The 16,149-nt window shown below is 32.4% G+C and carries 15 protein-coding genes and 1 pseudogene; 6 read left to right on the forward strand and 10 right to left on the reverse strand.

The genetic code is table 11. The annotated features are described in order from the left end of the window. The first annotated feature begins 4 nt into the window (after nt 1-4). On the forward strand, nt 5-466 hold the full coding sequence (locus R2782_RS11185; protein ID WP_371268336.1) for a thioredoxin family protein: 462 nt from the start codon (nt 5-7) through the stop codon (nt 464-466). Then, nucleotides 466-924: a thioredoxin family protein gene (locus tag R2782_RS11190; RefSeq protein WP_371268337.1), complete on the forward strand. Its 459-nt coding sequence runs from the start codon at nt 466-468 to the stop codon at nt 922-924. The genes R2782_RS11185 and R2782_RS11190 overlap by 1 nt, the downstream gene beginning before the upstream one ends. Here R2782_RS11190 and R2782_RS11195 read toward each other — a convergent pair whose 3' ends face one another. The 5 genes from R2782_RS11195 to surE are packed head-to-tail and all read right to left on the reverse strand — an operon-like array spanning nt 925 to nt 5,853. Continuing rightward, entirely contained in the window at nt 925-2,955 is a 2,031-nt protein-coding gene (locus tag R2782_RS11195) for a ComEC/Rec2 family competence protein (protein WP_371268338.1), read from the reverse strand. 47 nt (nt 2,956-3,002) lie between these two features. Further along, nucleotides 3,003-3,647, reverse strand: a complete 645-nt coding sequence (locus R2782_RS11200; RefSeq protein ID WP_371268339.1) for a C40 family peptidase — start codon at nt 3,645-3,647, stop codon at nt 3,003-3,005. A 43-nt stretch (nt 3,648-3,690) separates the two neighbouring features. Then, complete coding sequence (gene lpxB, locus R2782_RS11205; RefSeq protein WP_371268340.1) at nt 3,691-4,803, reverse strand: lipid-A-disaccharide synthase; 1,113 nt, start codon at nt 4,801-4,803, stop codon at nt 3,691-3,693. Between the two features lies 1 nt (nt 4,804). Next, a complete protein-coding gene (locus tag R2782_RS11210) occupies nt 4,805-5,077 on the reverse strand; it encodes a hypothetical protein (protein WP_371268341.1) in 273 nt (90 codons plus the stop codon). A 2-nt stretch (nt 5,078-5,079) separates the two neighbouring features. Further along, entirely contained in the window at nt 5,080-5,853 is a 774-nt protein-coding gene (surE, locus tag R2782_RS11215; RefSeq protein ID WP_371268342.1) for a 5'/3'-nucleotidase SurE, read from the reverse strand. A 215-nt stretch (nt 5,854-6,068) separates the two neighbouring features. Between surE and R2782_RS11220 the strand changes: the two genes are divergently transcribed. Then, nucleotides 6,069-8,273 (forward strand): carboxy terminal-processing peptidase, encoded by a 2,205-nt coding sequence (locus R2782_RS11220; protein WP_371268343.1) that lies wholly within the window; start codon nt 6,069-6,071, stop codon nt 8,271-8,273. A 42-nt stretch (nt 8,274-8,315) separates the two neighbouring features. Then, nucleotides 8,316-9,422, forward strand: coding sequence for an ABC transporter permease (locus R2782_RS11225; RefSeq protein WP_371268344.1), 1,107 nt, complete (start codon nt 8,316-8,318; stop codon nt 9,420-9,422). A gap of 28 nt (nt 9,423-9,450) precedes the next feature. On the opposite strand, the gene R2782_RS11230 is transcribed toward R2782_RS11225, so the two are convergent. After that, the gene (locus tag R2782_RS11230; RefSeq protein ID WP_371268345.1) at nt 9,451-9,900 is read right to left on the reverse strand and encodes a hypothetical protein; all 450 of its coding nucleotides are present in this window, start codon (nt 9,898-9,900) and stop codon (nt 9,451-9,453) included. A gap of 109 nt (nt 9,901-10,009) precedes the next feature. Here R2782_RS11230 and R2782_RS11235 point away from each other — a divergent pair, with 109 nt between their 5' ends. Both R2782_RS11235 and R2782_RS11240 read left to right on the forward strand, forming a co-directional pair. After that, a complete protein-coding gene (locus R2782_RS11235) occupies nt 10,010-10,834 on the forward strand; it encodes a DNA/RNA non-specific endonuclease (RefSeq protein ID WP_371268346.1) in 825 nt (274 codons plus the stop codon). Beyond that, nucleotides 10,831-11,667 (forward strand): endonuclease/exonuclease/phosphatase family protein, encoded by an 837-nt coding sequence (locus R2782_RS11240; protein WP_371268347.1) that lies wholly within the window; start codon nt 10,831-10,833, stop codon nt 11,665-11,667. The genes R2782_RS11235 and R2782_RS11240 overlap by 4 nt, the downstream gene beginning before the upstream one ends. A 1-nt stretch (nt 11,668) precedes the next feature. Here the strand turns inward: R2782_RS11240 and rodA are convergent, their stop codons facing one another. The 4 genes and pseudogenes from rodA to mreC all read right to left on the reverse strand — a co-directional run bounded on the left by rodA (nt 11,669) and on the right by mreC (nt 16,097). Next, nucleotides 11,669-12,922, reverse strand: a complete 1,254-nt coding sequence (gene rodA, locus R2782_RS11245) for a rod shape-determining protein RodA (protein WP_371268348.1) — start codon at nt 12,920-12,922, stop codon at nt 11,669-11,671. Continuing rightward, a pseudogene (gene mrdA / locus R2782_RS11250) lies at nt 12,922-14,777 on the reverse strand (penicillin-binding protein 2). Before mrdA ends, rodA begins: the two are co-directional and overlap by 1 nt. Then, nucleotides 14,774-15,280, reverse strand: coding sequence for a rod shape-determining protein MreD (locus R2782_RS11255; RefSeq protein WP_371268349.1), 507 nt, complete (start codon nt 15,278-15,280; stop codon nt 14,774-14,776). Before R2782_RS11255 ends, mrdA begins: the two are co-directional and overlap by 4 nt. Then, nucleotides 15,273-16,097: a rod shape-determining protein MreC gene (gene mreC, locus R2782_RS11260; protein WP_371268350.1), complete on the reverse strand. Its 825-nt coding sequence runs from the start codon at nt 16,095-16,097 to the stop codon at nt 15,273-15,275. The genes R2782_RS11255 and mreC overlap by 8 nt, the downstream gene beginning before the upstream one ends. Between the last annotated feature and the right edge of the window lie 52 nt (nt 16,098-16,149).

Here is a 16,149-nt window from a genome sequence, read left to right on the forward strand (position 1 = left end):
TACTATGAAAAAGATATTCTTACTTATTACTTTTATAACCGTTTCTTTCACACAAGCACAAGAAATTAAATGGATGAGTTTTGATGATGCCATGGCTTTACAAAAGAAAAATCCAAAACCAATTTTTATGGATGTCTATACCGATTGGTGTGGTCCTTGTAAAATGTTGGATAAAAACACCTTTCAAACCAAAGCATTTGCTGACTATATTAATGCCAATTATTATGCAGTAAAATTTAATGGCGAAGGAAATACCACTGTTAATTATAAAGGGAAAAAATATTCAAATCCAGGCTATGATGCCAACCGAAAAGGAAGAAACAGCATGCATGAATTTACAGAATTTTTAAAAGTTGAAGGCTATCCTTCAATGTATGTAATGGATAAAAAAGGTGATGTTGCTAAAGTAATTGTAGGGTATTACCAAGCCGATCAATTATTAGCAGAACTAAAAGAAGTAAAATAATGAGAAAATTGATTCTATTTTTATTTTTTCTTTGTGCAGTGAATACAGTTACCTCACAAGAATTAACTTGGCACACAGACATAAATAAAGCAATTAGTATTTCATCGGAAACAAACAAACCAATGCTCTTGTTTTTTACAGGAAGTGATTGGTGTGGATGGTGCATCAAACTGCAAAAAGAGGTTTTTTTAAAACCGGAATTTAAAGAATGGGCTAATGATGTTGTGCTGGTGGAATTGGATTTTCCCAGAAAAACAAAATTAGAACCTGCTTTGGCTCAACAAAATGCACAGTTGCAGAAGATATTTAATGTTTCAGGCTATCCTACCATTTGGTTTGTTACGCCTCAAAAGAATGGAGAACAAATTAATTTGCAACAATTGGGCAAAACCGGCTACGTTGGTGGCGGACCATTAAAATGGATAGAAGTTGCCAATCAATTTTTAGTAAAAAAATAATCAGTCTAAATGAATTCGATAATATCCCTTTTCGCTGGTAGAGTGAAAAGGGATATTTTTTTGCAGACAAGTCATTTTCCAAGCAGTAATAAGACTTTTATAATTACTGCCATCTGCAATAATGACTTGTGGATTCAATTCAACAATTAATCGCTCAAGATTAATTTTAGGGGATTGGGTCAACAAGACTATTTCAGGTTTTTGAGGAAGCTTATAAATACCTTTTTCATCAATAACCAAAATCTTGGTTTTATTAACCCAATATACATTTTGAAGTCTTGAAACACTGTCAATTCTTCCAAAATTGTTTTGGATGTAATTTTTGATCACATAATTTGAGTTTACCAAAGAATCATTGCTATGCAAAACAATGGAATTGTTTTCTTTACTAGCCAAAATAGTACTTTTAGGATATTGAAAAATGATAAACTCATTTTGGTTTTTATGTATTATTATCGACCCAATAATTGAAATTTGAAAGATAAAAATTGAAACTAAACACCAAATGATTCGTATAGGAGTAGGTTTTTTAAAACAATGAAATGTACAGACTATCACTATAAGTGAGGCCAACAATATATAATAGTTGAATGGAATATCTTTGATAATGAATTGTTCAAATGAAGAAACTATTTCTACGTACTTATTCATAAACCCAATTAATTCAGAGAGCAGTTTGATTAGAAACGACAAATAAATTCCCAAACTAGAGAGTAGAATAGCAACTATTCCAGTGACTAATATCACTGTTAATAACGGTATTATTACTAAGTTGGTGACAAAAAATAAACCGGGAAACTGATGAAAATAGTAGATACTTAGTGGTAAAACTCCAATTTGAGCAGCAAATGAAACAGTTAGGATATCGTAAAAATAACTTAGAATTTTATTTTTAGGAACCCATATTTTGCTAAGTAAAGGTTGTATAGCTACGATAGCAAAAACAGCACAATAACTTAGCTGGAAGCCTACATCAAAAATAAAATTTGGTTTAAAAAGAAGTAAAATTAAGATAGAAGAACCTAATGTATTGTAGATGTTGGTTTCTCGATTGATGTACATCCCAATGCTAACAAAAGTAAACATCGTTACAGCTCTTACTACCGAAGCAGATAGACCTGAAAGCAAAGCAAAAGACCATAAAATTACAACCAAAAGGATGGGTGTTATAATGCTGCCATACTTAATTCGTTCGAGTGGTTTTAATAGTGCTTTAAAAAAATACAGTAATATACCGATATGTAGACCCGAAATTGCTAAAATATGTATTGCACCGGATTTTGAATAATTTGTTATAGTTTCTTCTTCAATATTTTGGCGTTGACCCAAAAACAGGGCTTTCATAATATTTATTCTTTCTGTTGGAATGTTTTCTTTTTCAAATAAAGTAACAACTTTAGACCTTGTTTTTTCTAAGAAAGAATTTAAATTTTCCTTTTTTCCAACTAAAGAATAATTGTTGTTTTCTAAATAAAGTTGGTCAAAAACATCTTTTTTTTCTAAATAGGCTGCATAATTAAATTGATAGGGATTATGAGGTCTTATAATGGGTTTAATGATTGCATTAACTATAATTTCATCTCCAATTTCAAACTCTTTTAACACCCCTTTTTTATTCAAGATAAGTAAAAGCTTTCCTTTTGTTTGTTCTTGGTTAACAGATTCAACTTCCATAAAATATTTGAATGAAAATTGATTTGGCTTCAGTTTTTCTGAAACAATGCCCTTCACAATATTTTTATTGGAAGAATCAAAACCTAAATTGGAATAATGCGAATCTTGGTTTTTAGGGTAGTGTATTGCAAAAAGCAAAAATCCTACCGCAAAAGCCAATAAATAAGAGAATATGCCAAAACTCAATCTGAATTTCAAATTTTTTCTCAGAAGAAAGTATAAAATTGAAAAAGGAATTAATATTGCTGAAACAATCAGTAATCCTAAATAAACGGTTGGTTTGACTTGGTTAGAAACTAAAATCCCTACAATCAAACAAACGGTAATAATAATAGTAGGAAATTTTATTACTTTCATACTAACGAAAGTAGTAAAAAAAATAATTAGTAATAAAAAAATGACAATTAAAAATGTTCCTCAGACAGAATTCGATTGGCTTGGACAAATGTTCTTTGGTAGTAAGGCTCTTTAGAAGATGATACGATTACCCCTCGTTGGACAGATGAATGGATGAACAAAATTTCATCATCGTTTACTTCGGTAACCAAGCCAACATGGTTGATAACACCTCGACTGCCGGTTTTAAAAAAAACCAAATCACCTTTTTTAACGTCTTTTAGTTTTAGCTTCTTTCCCACCTTAGACATGTCAACGGATCTTCTGGGGAGAGTAATATCATATTCTTTAAAAACGGTACTCACCAAACCGGAGCAATCCATTCCAGCGGATGTGGTACCTCCACCTCGGTAACGTACACCTTCAAATTGCATAGCAAAGCTGATGAGTTGTTGTACAAAATAAGAAGTATCTTCAGTATCGGGAATAAAATCGCTATCGTCTGATTCAGTGATTCTAGACTTTTTTGTTTTTCCAGTAGATTTTTTGCTTTCGGATGTTTTAGAATTTTTTGCGACGGTCTGAGTAGTTTTTGGAGAAGAATAAACACCCTTTTTTTGGGCTTCATTTTTTGAGGTTATAATACCTGATGAGGTAGGTTTACATCCCACCAAAAACAACAACAAAAAAGTTATAAAAGCAAGGTTTTTCAAGAATTATTAATTTGTACAAAGTTAAAAAATAGAATTGTAGTAATCAAGAAATTCCCTTCACAATTAATCTTGCAACTTTTTTACTTGCTCCTTCACCACCTAATTTATTTTCCAATAAATGGTATTTTTTCAGTAATTTTTGGCGGTGGTTTTCATCTAAAACCTTAGTTAATTCAATTTTTATTTTTGTAGCATTGCATTCATTTTGAATTAACTCTGTTACCACTTCTTCATCCATAATTAAATTCACAAGTGAAATATACTTTAAGGTAATAATTCGTTTTGCAATTTGATATGAAATCCAATTTCCTTTGTAACAAACCACCTCAGGTACTTTAAAAAGAGCTGATTCAAGTGTTGCCGTTCCTGATGTTACTAAGGCTGCATGTGCAATACTTAACAAATCATACGTTTTATTTGAAATAAAATGAACTGCTTTATTTGTTAAAAACTGTTTGTAAAAAGCATAATCCTGTCCGGGAGCTCCTGCAATAACGAATTGGTAGTCCGGAAAATCATCTACAATAGCCAGCATTTGGTTTAAGAGTTTATTGATTTCCTGCTTCCTGCTACCGGGCAATAGAGCAATGATTGGCCTATTGTCTAAACGATGCTCTTGTCTAAAGTTTGACTCGTTTACTTTTGTTCGATTATGAATTGCGTCAATTAGTGGATGACCAACAAATTCTACCGGAAAATGATGTTTTTTTTCGTAAAAATCTTTTTCAAAAGGAAGAATTACATACAATTTATCAATGTCTCGTTTTATATTTTTGATTCGGTTTTCTTTCCAAGCCCAAATTTGTGGTGAAATATAATAATGTGTTGGAAAGTTTTTCTTTTTAGCCCATTCAGCAATTCGCATATTAAAACCCGGATAATCAATAAAAATAATTACATCCGGCTGAAATTGATCGATGTCTTTTTTACAAAAATGTATATTGCTTAGGATGGTTTTGAGGTTAAATAGCACTTCTGCAAAACCCATAAAAGCCAATTCTTTGTAGTGTTTTACCAAAGTACCACCTGCCCTTTGCATCAAGTCGCCACCCCAAAATCGAATGGTAGCCAAAGGATCTTCTTCAAGAAGTGCCTTTATTAGATTAGATCCGTGCAAATCGCCGGAAGCTTCACCGGCTATGATGTAATACTTCATTTTAAACAAATAAGGTAACTAGGGTTAAAACAATAGTTGCTAAAATAACTCCTCTAGCCATTAGTTCTTTATTGAATTTTAATAGAATAAAAAATAAAGCCACATTAATTACAGCACCTAAAGCAATTAATTTGCCTAACGAATTTTGAGATTGTAAAGCAATCACACCATCTGCAAAATCAAAATCAGTAAAAAATGTAATAAAAAGAAAAACACCAATAAATGCTCCTATAATTCCGATTAAAAACCCAATGATTAACTCTGTTTTCTGCATTATTAATTGAATTTATAAGTGTTTAATTTTTGTATGGCATGATGAGCAGTCAAGTCATATTGCACCGGAACAATAGAAACATAACCATTGGCAAGTGCCCATTCGTCTGTATCTTCACCTTTGTCTTGATTAATGAATTCTCCGGTAAGCCAATAATAATCTTTCCCTTGAGGTGTTTTACGTTTATCAAATTCTTCTTTCCAAAAGGCCTTTGCTTGGCGACATATTTTTATCCCTTTAATAGCCTCTTTTTTTAATTTAGGAAAGTTTACGTTCAAAATTACGCCTTCCGGTAAACCGTTTTTTAGTACTTCCGAAGCAATAGTTTCAATATGATTTTTAATGGGTTCAAAATCTGCATTCCAGTCATAATCCAAAAGTGAAAAACCAATAGCGGGAATTCCTTCAATGCCTGCCTCCACCGCAGCACTCATGGTTCCTGAATAAATGACATTAATGGATGAATTTGAACCGTGATTGACCCCAGAAACGCATAAATCAGGCTTTTGCTTCAAAATTTCATTCACTGCTAATTTTACACAATCAACCGGTGTCCCAGAGCAACTGTATTCTTCTTTTACAGCTGCGTCAAAATTTACTTTGTTGATGAATAGTGTGTTATTGATGGTTATAGCATGACCCATGGCACTCTGTGGGCTATCGGGTGCTACAACAACTACATCACCCAATTGTTTCATTACATCAATCAAAGCTCTTATTCCGGGGGCAGAAATTCCATCGTCGTTGGTGACCAAAATGAGCGGTTTTTTGTTCATTGAAAAATGATTATTTTTGAATTTAACTTGAAATCAATTACAAATTTAGTTTTATCATTTCCTAAAGAAAACAAAATTAACTCTTTTTAAGGTTTTTAAGCGTAACAAATTTTATAACTTTGTTTGTATAAGTTATTTTTTTAAAATTAATTTACTTAATATTTAAATTCCTAAAGAAGTGGCATAATTTTTATGGCTACTTAAGCAGAAGTACAATGAAAAATATATTGTTATATATGAAGAAAAACCTTAAATTGGTGTTGTTGATAGTCGTTCTGTCAGTTTCACTGTTGGCATTTAATGCTATAGACTCAAACAAGATTAATAGTTCGAATCCTGAAAAAGACAAACTTTTAATAGAATTATTAACTTTTGTGATTGAAAGAGGCCATTATGACCCCGCAGCCATTGATGACAATTTATCAAAAGGTATATACAAAGATTATATTGAAGCTCTTGATCCTTCTAAGCGTTTTTTTCTACAGTCAGACATCAATGAATTTGCTAAATACGAAACATTGATTGATGATCAAATTAAGAATAAAGATTTATCATTTTTTGATTTAACTTACAATACGTATTTAAAAAGAATGCTTGAAAGTCAAAAATACTATAAAGATATTTTAGACAAACCATTTGATTATAAGCTTAATGAGACGATTAATACAGACTATGAAAAGTTGCCCTATGCGAAAAACACATCTGAGTTAAAAGAACGTTGGAGAAAGCAAATTAAGCTTTCAACACTATCTTCATTAACGGATAGAATCAAGTTACAAGAAGATGAAAAAAATGGTGTTGTTGATGAAAAATCAAAAAATGAAAAGAAAAATGAAGCACCAAAAACTTTTGAGGAACTTGAAAAAGAAACCAGAGAAAGTTCGTTAAAATCGTTAGACGATTATTTCACTTTTATCAAAGAATTGGATAGAAATGATTGGTTTGGGGTTTTTGTTAATGCCATTGCGTCCCGATTTGATCCTCATACAAATTATATGGCTCCGGATGATAAAGAACGTTTTGATGTGAGTATAAGTGGTAAATTTGAAGGTATTGGGGCTCGACTACAAAAGAAAAATGATTTAACCGAAATCACAGAGTTAATATCAGGCGGACCGGCTTGGAGAGGAAAGGAACTTGAACAAGGAGATATTATTCTAAAAGTAGCTCAAGGTGACGAGGAACCTGTTGATATTGTAGGAATGCGTTTAGACAATGTTGTAAAAAAAATAAAAGGGCCCAAAGGAACCGAAGTGAGATTAACCGTAAAAAAAGTAGACGGTACAATGAAAGTAATTTCCCTGATTCGCGATATGGTTGAAACCGAAGAAACCTACGCAAAATCTAGTGTCGTTGAAAGAAACGGAATAAAATATGGGATTATATATTTACCGAAGTTTTATATTGATTTCGAAAATCAAGACAGTCGCGATGCCGGTAAAGATGTGGCTATTGAAGTTGAACGTTTAAAAGAACAAGGCGTCAAAGGAATCATCATGGATGTTCGTGACAACGGTGGAGGTTCATTAAAAACTGCTGTTGATATTACCGGTTTGTTTATCGAACAAGGACCGGTTGTGCAAATTAAGTCTGCAGGAACCAAAAAAGAAGTTTTGTTTGACAGAGATCCTAAAATTCAATGGGACGGGCCATTGGTTGTAATGGTTAATAATTTTTCAGCATCTGCTTCAGAAATTGTAGCTGCTGCTATTCAAGACTATAAAAGAGGTGTTGTGATAGGGAGTAAGCAAACATATGGTAAAGGGACTGTCCAAAATGTTATAGATTTGAATCAATTTGTGCGTGGAAATACAGTAGGGGATTTAGGAGCCTTGAAAACAACTACTCAAAAATTTTATCGAATCAACGGAGGATCTACTCAACTTGAAGGAGTAACCAGCGATGTAGAGATGCCTGACCGTTATGCCTACATCGATATTGGTGAGAGAGATTTGGACAATGCAATGCCTTGGACTAAAATTGACCCTGCTTCCTTCAACATTTGGGATAAACAGACAAATTTTGATAAAGCTGTTCAAAATAGTAAATTACGAATGGCTAAAAACGAACATTTCCAGTTAATTGAAAAGAGTGCAAGATGGACAAAAGAGCGTAGAGATGCTTATGTTTATAGTTTGAACTTAGATTCTTTTACTACAGAACAAAAAAGTTTAGAAGAAAAAAGCAAACAGTTTAAACCAATCTATGATTATAAAAATGATTTAGTTTTTAAACCAATTCCTCAAGATTTTGAATTAATGAATAAAGACGAATCGTTCAAAGAAAAAAGAGAGCGTTGGTTTGAAAGCCTTTCAAAAGACATTTATGTTGAAGAAGCTCTCAATGTTTTGGATGATCTACAATCTCAACCTGTTGTCAAAGGAAAAGTAGATTTGAAGAAAAAAATTGTGAAATCATAAACGGCAAGTTGTATCTTTGAACAATAGTTGAAAAATAAACTAATGCTCAAAAATAATCAGTCGTTAACTAGTATAGCACTTCAAAAATTCCGAAAGAATTTTTGGGGTGTTTTTAGTTTTGGATACATCATCCTGATGGTTCTTTTGGCATTTTTAGCTTATTTCTTAGCACCAGATGATTCTGAAAATGCTAACCAAATGCATTTGTCTATTCATTCTAAACCACCCGGTTTTCAAATTCAAATGCTAACAGTTCCTTCCGTAAAAATGGATTCTAAAACACTGAAAGGATACTTTTTTGGTCACCCTAATCAAGTGACAGAAATTCCGATTTTAGAATATAAACTCCTTGGGAGTAACATACAATACACAGAATATATTGAAGATGTTGAATTAAAGCAAACTAAAGAAATCAACTTAGAAAAGTTTGTTGGTTTTACTTCTATTGAAGAAGTTGAAAAAGAATTAATCACCACCAAAAAATTTTATTTAGGCACAGACAAATATGGTAGGGATTTACTAAGCAGGATGTTAATTGGATCACGGGTTTCTATTTCGATTGGTTTTGTGGCAGTTTTAATATCGGTGATAGTCGGACTTTTTTTTGGTGCTCTTGGAGGCTTTTATGGTGGTAAGCTTGATGCTTTTGTGATGTGGTTGGTCAATGTTATTTGGTCTATCCCTACACTTTTGTTAGTTATTGCTATTACTTTAGCCCTTGGTAAAGGATTTTGGCAGGTTTTTGTGGCTGTTGGATTAACGATGTGGGTTGAGGTTGCCCGTGTGGTGAGAGGACAAATTATTAGCGTAAAAGAAATGCAATATGTCACAGCCGCACGTGCTTTAGGATTTTCAGATATGCGAATTATTTTGCATCATATTATTCCAAATATTTTGGCACCGGTAATCGTAATTTCAGCCGCTAATTTTGCTTCTGCTATTTTAGTTGAAAGTGGATTAAGTTTTTTAGGTTTGGGGGCTCAACCACCTATACCCAGTTGGGGAGGTATGATTAAAGATCATTACAGTTATATTATCTTAGGAAAACCATATTTGGCAATAGTTCCCGGTATAGCTATTATGTTAATCACATTGGCTTTTATGATGACCGGAAACGCACTTAGAGATGCTTTAGACGTTAAGCAATAAAAAACCACGCAAATGCGTGGCTTATGAATTAGTCTCTAGCTTTTGACAATTTTTGTTGAGCTTTTTCCAAATCTTCTTCAAGTTCTTTAATCTTAATTTGTTGTTTGCTGATTTGTATGTTTTCTTTTTCAATTTCAATCTCAGTCAATTTGCCTTTGCGTTTCTTTTTCTCCAAACTTTCCATATTTTTTTGAAGTGATTTTTTTTCTTTCTCCAGTTTGTTTTGAGCTTTTGTAAAATCTTTTTCAAGGGAAGCAACTTTCTTTTGTTGTTTTTCAAATTGCCTTACTTCTTTTTGGTGCTTTTTTTGTTCTTTGGCTAATTTCTTAGCGTCTTTTTCATGCTCTTTAATTGCTTCTTCATGTGCTTTATGGGCTGCTTCATTTTTAATTGAAGTTTCAGCTGTTGTATTTTTTTCTTGTGCTTGGCTCATAAATGCGATTAGCAAAATCAATGGAATACTAACTATTAATTTCATAAGTGCTGGATTAGATTAAACAAATTTATTAGTCACAAAAGCATAACTTTTAATACTTTTACAAAGTTAACAATAATCATTCCTATTAAGTTGAATAAAAATTTTTTTAATGTATAAATTGAGTTTTTTGTTAAAATTTATTTTCTTCTTGTTTGTTTTTAGTGCTTGTCGAGAGAATAATGATAAAAACGATGCCGATTCTGCTCTAATATTTGAGGAATCAGATTTAAGAAAAATAAATTGGGATGAATTTGATTTTTATCCGACTTCCACAACCGGACAAGTTGTTAAACATAAATTTTTTTCGCTTTCATATCACGAAGACTTTGAACAAGCCGAATGGGTTGCCTATGAATTAAAGGCGTCGAATTCTTTTAAATCAGATTTTAAAAGACCTTATTTTATTGATGATCCCAAAGTAAAAACAGGTTCAGCTGATTGGAAAAATTATAAAAATTCAGGTTATGATAAAGGACATTTGTGCCCGGCTGGAGATATGAAATTTTCAATTGACGCTTATAATGAAACATTTTATACGTCTAATATTTCTCCTCAAAAAGCTGATTTTAATGCCGGGGTATGGAATAGATTAGAACAAAAGGTTCGCTATTGGGCTGATAAATATGATGGTTTGTATGTAGTAACAGGAGGGATTCTGACAAATAACCTCAAAACAATTGGAAAAGAAAAAGTGGCTATTCCGGATTATTTTTATAAAGTTTTGTTAGATGTCTCAAAAGATAAACCTCGAATGATTGCATTTTTAGTTCCTCATAAAAATTCTAATCAGCCCCTGTATGAGTTTGTTGTTTCGGTAGATGAATTGGAAGAACTAACAGGAATCGATTTCTTTCCTCATTTACCCGATGATATGGAGAATACTATCGAAAAAAATATCAATTATAAATCGTGGAGTTTTAATTCATTACAATGAAAAAAAGAGTTGTTTTTGTTTTACTGATGGTGTTCAATCAAATTCACAGTCAGGAGCTAAAAGTAATGACATATAATATTAGGTTAGATTTGGCTAGTGACGGAGAAAATAGTTGGTCAAAGAGAAAGGAAAGAGTTGCAGATTTGATCAGATTTTACGAGCCAGACATTTTTGGAATTCAGGAGGGATTACCACAACAAGTTAACTATTTAGATTCGATTCTAGTAGATTATAAAGTGTTTGGTGATGGTAGAGAAGGAGGAAATAAAGGAGAGCATAGTTCTATTTTCTACAAACACAATCAGGTTGAATTAATCGAACAGAATACTTTTTGGCTTTCCGAAACACCTAATCAAGTTTCAAAAGGGTGGGATGCAGCATTAAACAGAATTTGTACGTTTGGATTATTTAAAAATAAAGAAAGCAAACATCTCTTTTGGGTTTTTAATACACATTTTGATCATATGGGAGAAATTGCCCGCGTTAAGAGTGCCCGATTGATTCATCAGAAAATTACGCAAATAAACACTAAAAATTATCCCTTAATTATTATGGGAGATTTTAATTTAGAACCTGATGCAGAACCTATTTTATTTTTGTCCAATCATTATCTTCATTCTAAAAAAGAGGCTCAATTAATTTATCAATCCGGGGGAACATTTAATGGGTTTGCATTTCATAAACCAATTGATAGCAGTAAAGAAATAGATCACATTTTTATAACCAAAAAAGCATTTGAAGTAAAAAAATACGCTGTTTTAACGGATAGTTATTCATGTAAATATCCATCCGATCATTTTCCTGTAATTGTTGAACTAAACTTTTTGAAGTAAGCTACCATTCGTTTACTTTATTGGCATCTAATTTTAAAAAGATAAACAATAATATCGTAAACGACCAAAGACTTGAACCACCGTATGAGAAAAAAGGTAGCGGAACACCAATAGTAGGAAAGAGTTTGATAAGCATTGTTATATTTACAAAAAAATGGGTAAACAAAATAGTCGCTACACAATACCCGTAAACCCTACTGAATTTGGTTTTTTGTTGTTCAGCCAGATATATTATTCGAAACAAAAGAGTTACAAACAGTAAAATTACAACTGTTGAACCTATAAACCCCCATTCTTCTCCAACGGTCGTAAAGATGTAATCCGTATGTTGTTCGGGCACAAACCCACCTTTGGTTTGGGTGCCTTCCATAAACCCTTTCCCAATTAATCCACCGGAACCAATTGCAATCATTGATTGGTTGAGGTTGTAACCTTCATTTTTTAAATCAACGTTATCACTGAATAATACATTGATTCTATCTTTTTGATGCGGTTCTAAGACATTATCAAAAACAAAACCAACCGAAAGCACAAAAGATGTGGCAACAATAAAAATGATTAGATAGGCTAATGGATTTCTGTTGATTCTTCTTGCTCTTAAATAATGGAAAACCATTACAAATACAATTCCAAGTAAAATGTACAGAGGCTGGATAAGTAAAGCTGTAAAAAACAAAACAACAGCGATAAAGCCAGTCCATAGATACCATTCCGGTAATCCTTCTCTATTTAGTACTAAAATCAAAGATAAAAATATCATTGCACTTCCTGCATCAGGTTGCATTAAAATTAAAAAGACGGGAAGAAAAATTATTCCAAAAGCGATGATTTGGTGCTTAGTGTTTTTTAAAAATACTTGCGAATCACTTAGGTATTTAGCTAAGAGAAGCGAAACAGCAGTTTTAGCAAATTCAGAAGGTTGAAATCCAAAAGGACCTAGTCCATACCAATTTGTCTGACCTTTTACTGTTTTTCCGAAAACAAACAAGCCTAAAAGCAACAGAATCCCAATGATGTAAAAAACAAAGGAGAATTTCTCGTAAATTTTTGCATCAATTGTGAGAATAACTATTATTAAAGGGATACTCAGAGTAATGAAAAGAAGTTGCTTCCCGTAATAATCACTAAAATCAAACGCTGTAAATTCCACAGGAATTGAAGTAGAAAAGATATTTACCCATCCCATTATTACTAAAATAAAGTATAATAAAACGGTAACCCAATCTAAATTACTAGTTACACTTTGATTTTTCATTACAGGTTAATTCTAAAAGGTTGACCGCTAATTACTTTGGCATATTCATTTTCTAAACTAGAATTAAATATTTTTTTCTCTAAATCAGTCCGAGTAATCTTTCCCTTTATATATTTTTCAATCATTAAACTTGCGATGGGCCCGGCTATTCTTGCACCCCAATACCCATTTTCAACAAATACGGCTATGGCAATTTTAGGATTATCTTTAGGTGCGAAAGCAACAAAAATAGAGTGGTCTGTTAATTGCACTCGTTGTCCATTAATTTTTGTAAAGTTCTCAGCAGTTCCGGTTTTTCCACAAATTTCTATTCCTTCTACTTGTAAACGAGAGGCAGTTCCTTTGTTGTAAACATCAAACATTCCTTGAATTACAGGGGGAAAATATTGTTTGTCAATGGTGGTTTGATGTCTGGTAGTAAATTTTTTATCAATGGTATGATTTTTTATTTTTTTGATTACGTGAGGAGTATAATAATACCCTTGATTGGCCACCGCACACATCACATTACATAACTGAATAGGCGTCATTAATACTTCTCCTTGACCAATAGCATTGGAAATTATTGTTGTACTTTTCCAACCTCCGGCAGAGTAGTATTTGTCATAGAGTTTTGAAGTGGGAACATTTCCTTTTCGTCCCGGAGGTAAATCATAACCCATAAAATTACCCAGCCCAAAGCTTTTTAAATGATTACTCCAAGCATCTACACCATAAGCAGGCTTTGGATATTTTTCAATAATTTTCTTATAGGTATTAGCAAAATAGGTGTTACAAGAACTGTAAATTCCTGCATTTAGACTAAATCCGCCTGAATCATGGCATTTCATAAATCGATTCCCATAGCTAAATCCCCGTCTGCAAAAAAAAGTTGTTTGTTCATCAATCACTTCTTCCTGTAAACCAATAAGAGCAGTTAGGATTTTAAATGGAGAACCAGGGGGTATTCAGCTAATAAACTCCTCTGTCATACAAAGGTTTCGCAATACTATCGTTATACAATGCGGTGTAATTTTTAGACCGTTGTCTTACCAACCAAAAGTGCAGGGTCGTAGGTTGGAGCAGAGATTAAAGCTAAAATTTCACCTGTTTTGGGTTCAATAGCAACAATTCCACCTCGTTTATTTTGCATAAGTTCTTCACCATATTTTTGGATATCAATATCCAAAGTAAGGGTGATGTCATCTCCTTGTTTTGAAATAGTATCAAAGATTCCTTCTTTATAGGGACCAATGTCTCTATTAAATTTATCCCTTTGGATATATTTAACCCCTTTTCTTCCCCTTAAAAATTCCTCGTACTGTTCTTCAACGCCTTGCTTGCCAATCAAATCACCGCTTTTGTAGTAGGGATTTTTCTCAATCATTGCCGGGTTTACTTGAGTAATAAAACCAAAAACATTAGCCCCTACTTTTACTTGGTAATCTCGTAATGAACGTTTTTGAATATAAAACCCATCAAACTTTCTGATTTTTTCCTGAAAAGCGGCATATTCTCTTTTGTTTAATTGGGGTAAAAAAACAGAAGGTAGTCGCGGACTGTAAACAATGGCTTTTTTAAGTTTTTTATCAAACTCTTCCTTAGTAATGTCTACTAATTCACAGAATTTTAACGTGTCTAAGTTTTTCACTTCTCTGGGAACAACCATAATATCATACGAAGGTTGATTGGCTACCAAAAGTTTTCCATTACGGTCATAAATATAACCGCGTTCCGGGTATTCATAAACAATTTTAATGGCGTTATTTTCAGATTTCAGTTTGTATTCGTCGTCAATAATTTGTAAATAAAAAAGCCTGGCCAAAATAGCAAGGGTCACAAAAATAATTAAGATAGGTAAAATAGCTTTTCTCAATTTTTAGTAGGCTTAAACAAGTAGATGAGTAAAATGCAAAGTATTAGTGTAAAGATAGTACTCAAAATGGTTCGAAGCAATATATCCCAAAAAAAAGTAAATCGGAATATTTCCAGTAAGAAAAAGATAATATGATGTGTTAATACAGATATTAATAAAAAAGAAAAGCGTTCGGGAGTGAGCCTTTCATTAATTTTTACGGTTTGGTATTCGTAACTCAATCCAAAAGAAAACTTAAAAAAAGAAGGTCTCATGTAAGCCAATGTTAAACATGAAGCAGCATGAACACCGCCGGAATCAGAAAACATATCCATTGTTATTCCAAGAAAAAAACTCGCTAATAATAGTCCGTTTTTATTTCCGTTAACGGGGTAAAGTATTATAAACAGAATATAGGGATAAGGATTTATAAAGCCCAAAAAGTTGATCTTACTAAAAATAGCCACTTGAGCTAAGATCAGTAATATAAAACGAATAATATTGACGATTATGGTGCTATTCATCAGAGTTTTTACTTTCTAATTCTAAAATTTCTTTTCGGTCAATATTTTCAATAATGTAAACGTGACCCAAACTCGTCATGTCGTTAAATAATTTTACATCGATGGTAAAATAATTCGTTTTATCGTCGGTATAAATTTTGTGAATTGTACCAATATTCACATTTTCGGGAAAAATAATAGATTGAGCACCTGTTACAATTGTATCTCCTTTTTTAACAGAAGCTAATCTGGGTACATCGATTAATTGAACATATCCTGTGTTTTTACCATTCCAAGTCAATGTTCCAAAATGACTTGTTTTTTTTATTTTAGCATTAATTTGAGATTTAATGTTTAAAATACTTATCACAGTTGCATAATTTTTCGATGTGTTTTCTACTATCCCAATGATACCTTTGCTATTCACAACACCCATATCTTGTTTTACTCCTTTAGCAGTACCTGAATTTATAGTTAGAAAATTTTCGTGAACATTATACGAGTTATTAATAATTTTTGATTGAATAACTTTATAGTTTCCAAAGTTGCTCAACAAATTTTTATCAATACTTTTTGTAGAGTCTTTTCGGTTATACAACAAGCTTTTTAAACGAGCATTTTCATTCGCTAAACCTTCGTTCTCGGTTTTTAAGTTCAAATACTCATTAACTGAATTGATGCGTTCGTAAACACCTCCCGTGATAAAATTTGCCGAATTAATAATTTTGCTTCTGTGGTATGAATGAGATTGAATAGTGAGGGATAACGAAATGACTAAAAGCAGCAAAAACAGTAGTCGCGTACTGTTTTTTATGATAAAAGTAAATATCTGCTGCATATTTCAGTGATTCAGATTCGTAATTCCGTTAGTGTAAATACCGGTAAAACAG

Origin of the sequence: Flavobacterium sp., from assembly GCF_041392085.1 — a bacterium.
Lineage (GTDB): Bacteria > Bacteroidota > Bacteroidia > Flavobacteriales > Flavobacteriaceae > Flavobacterium.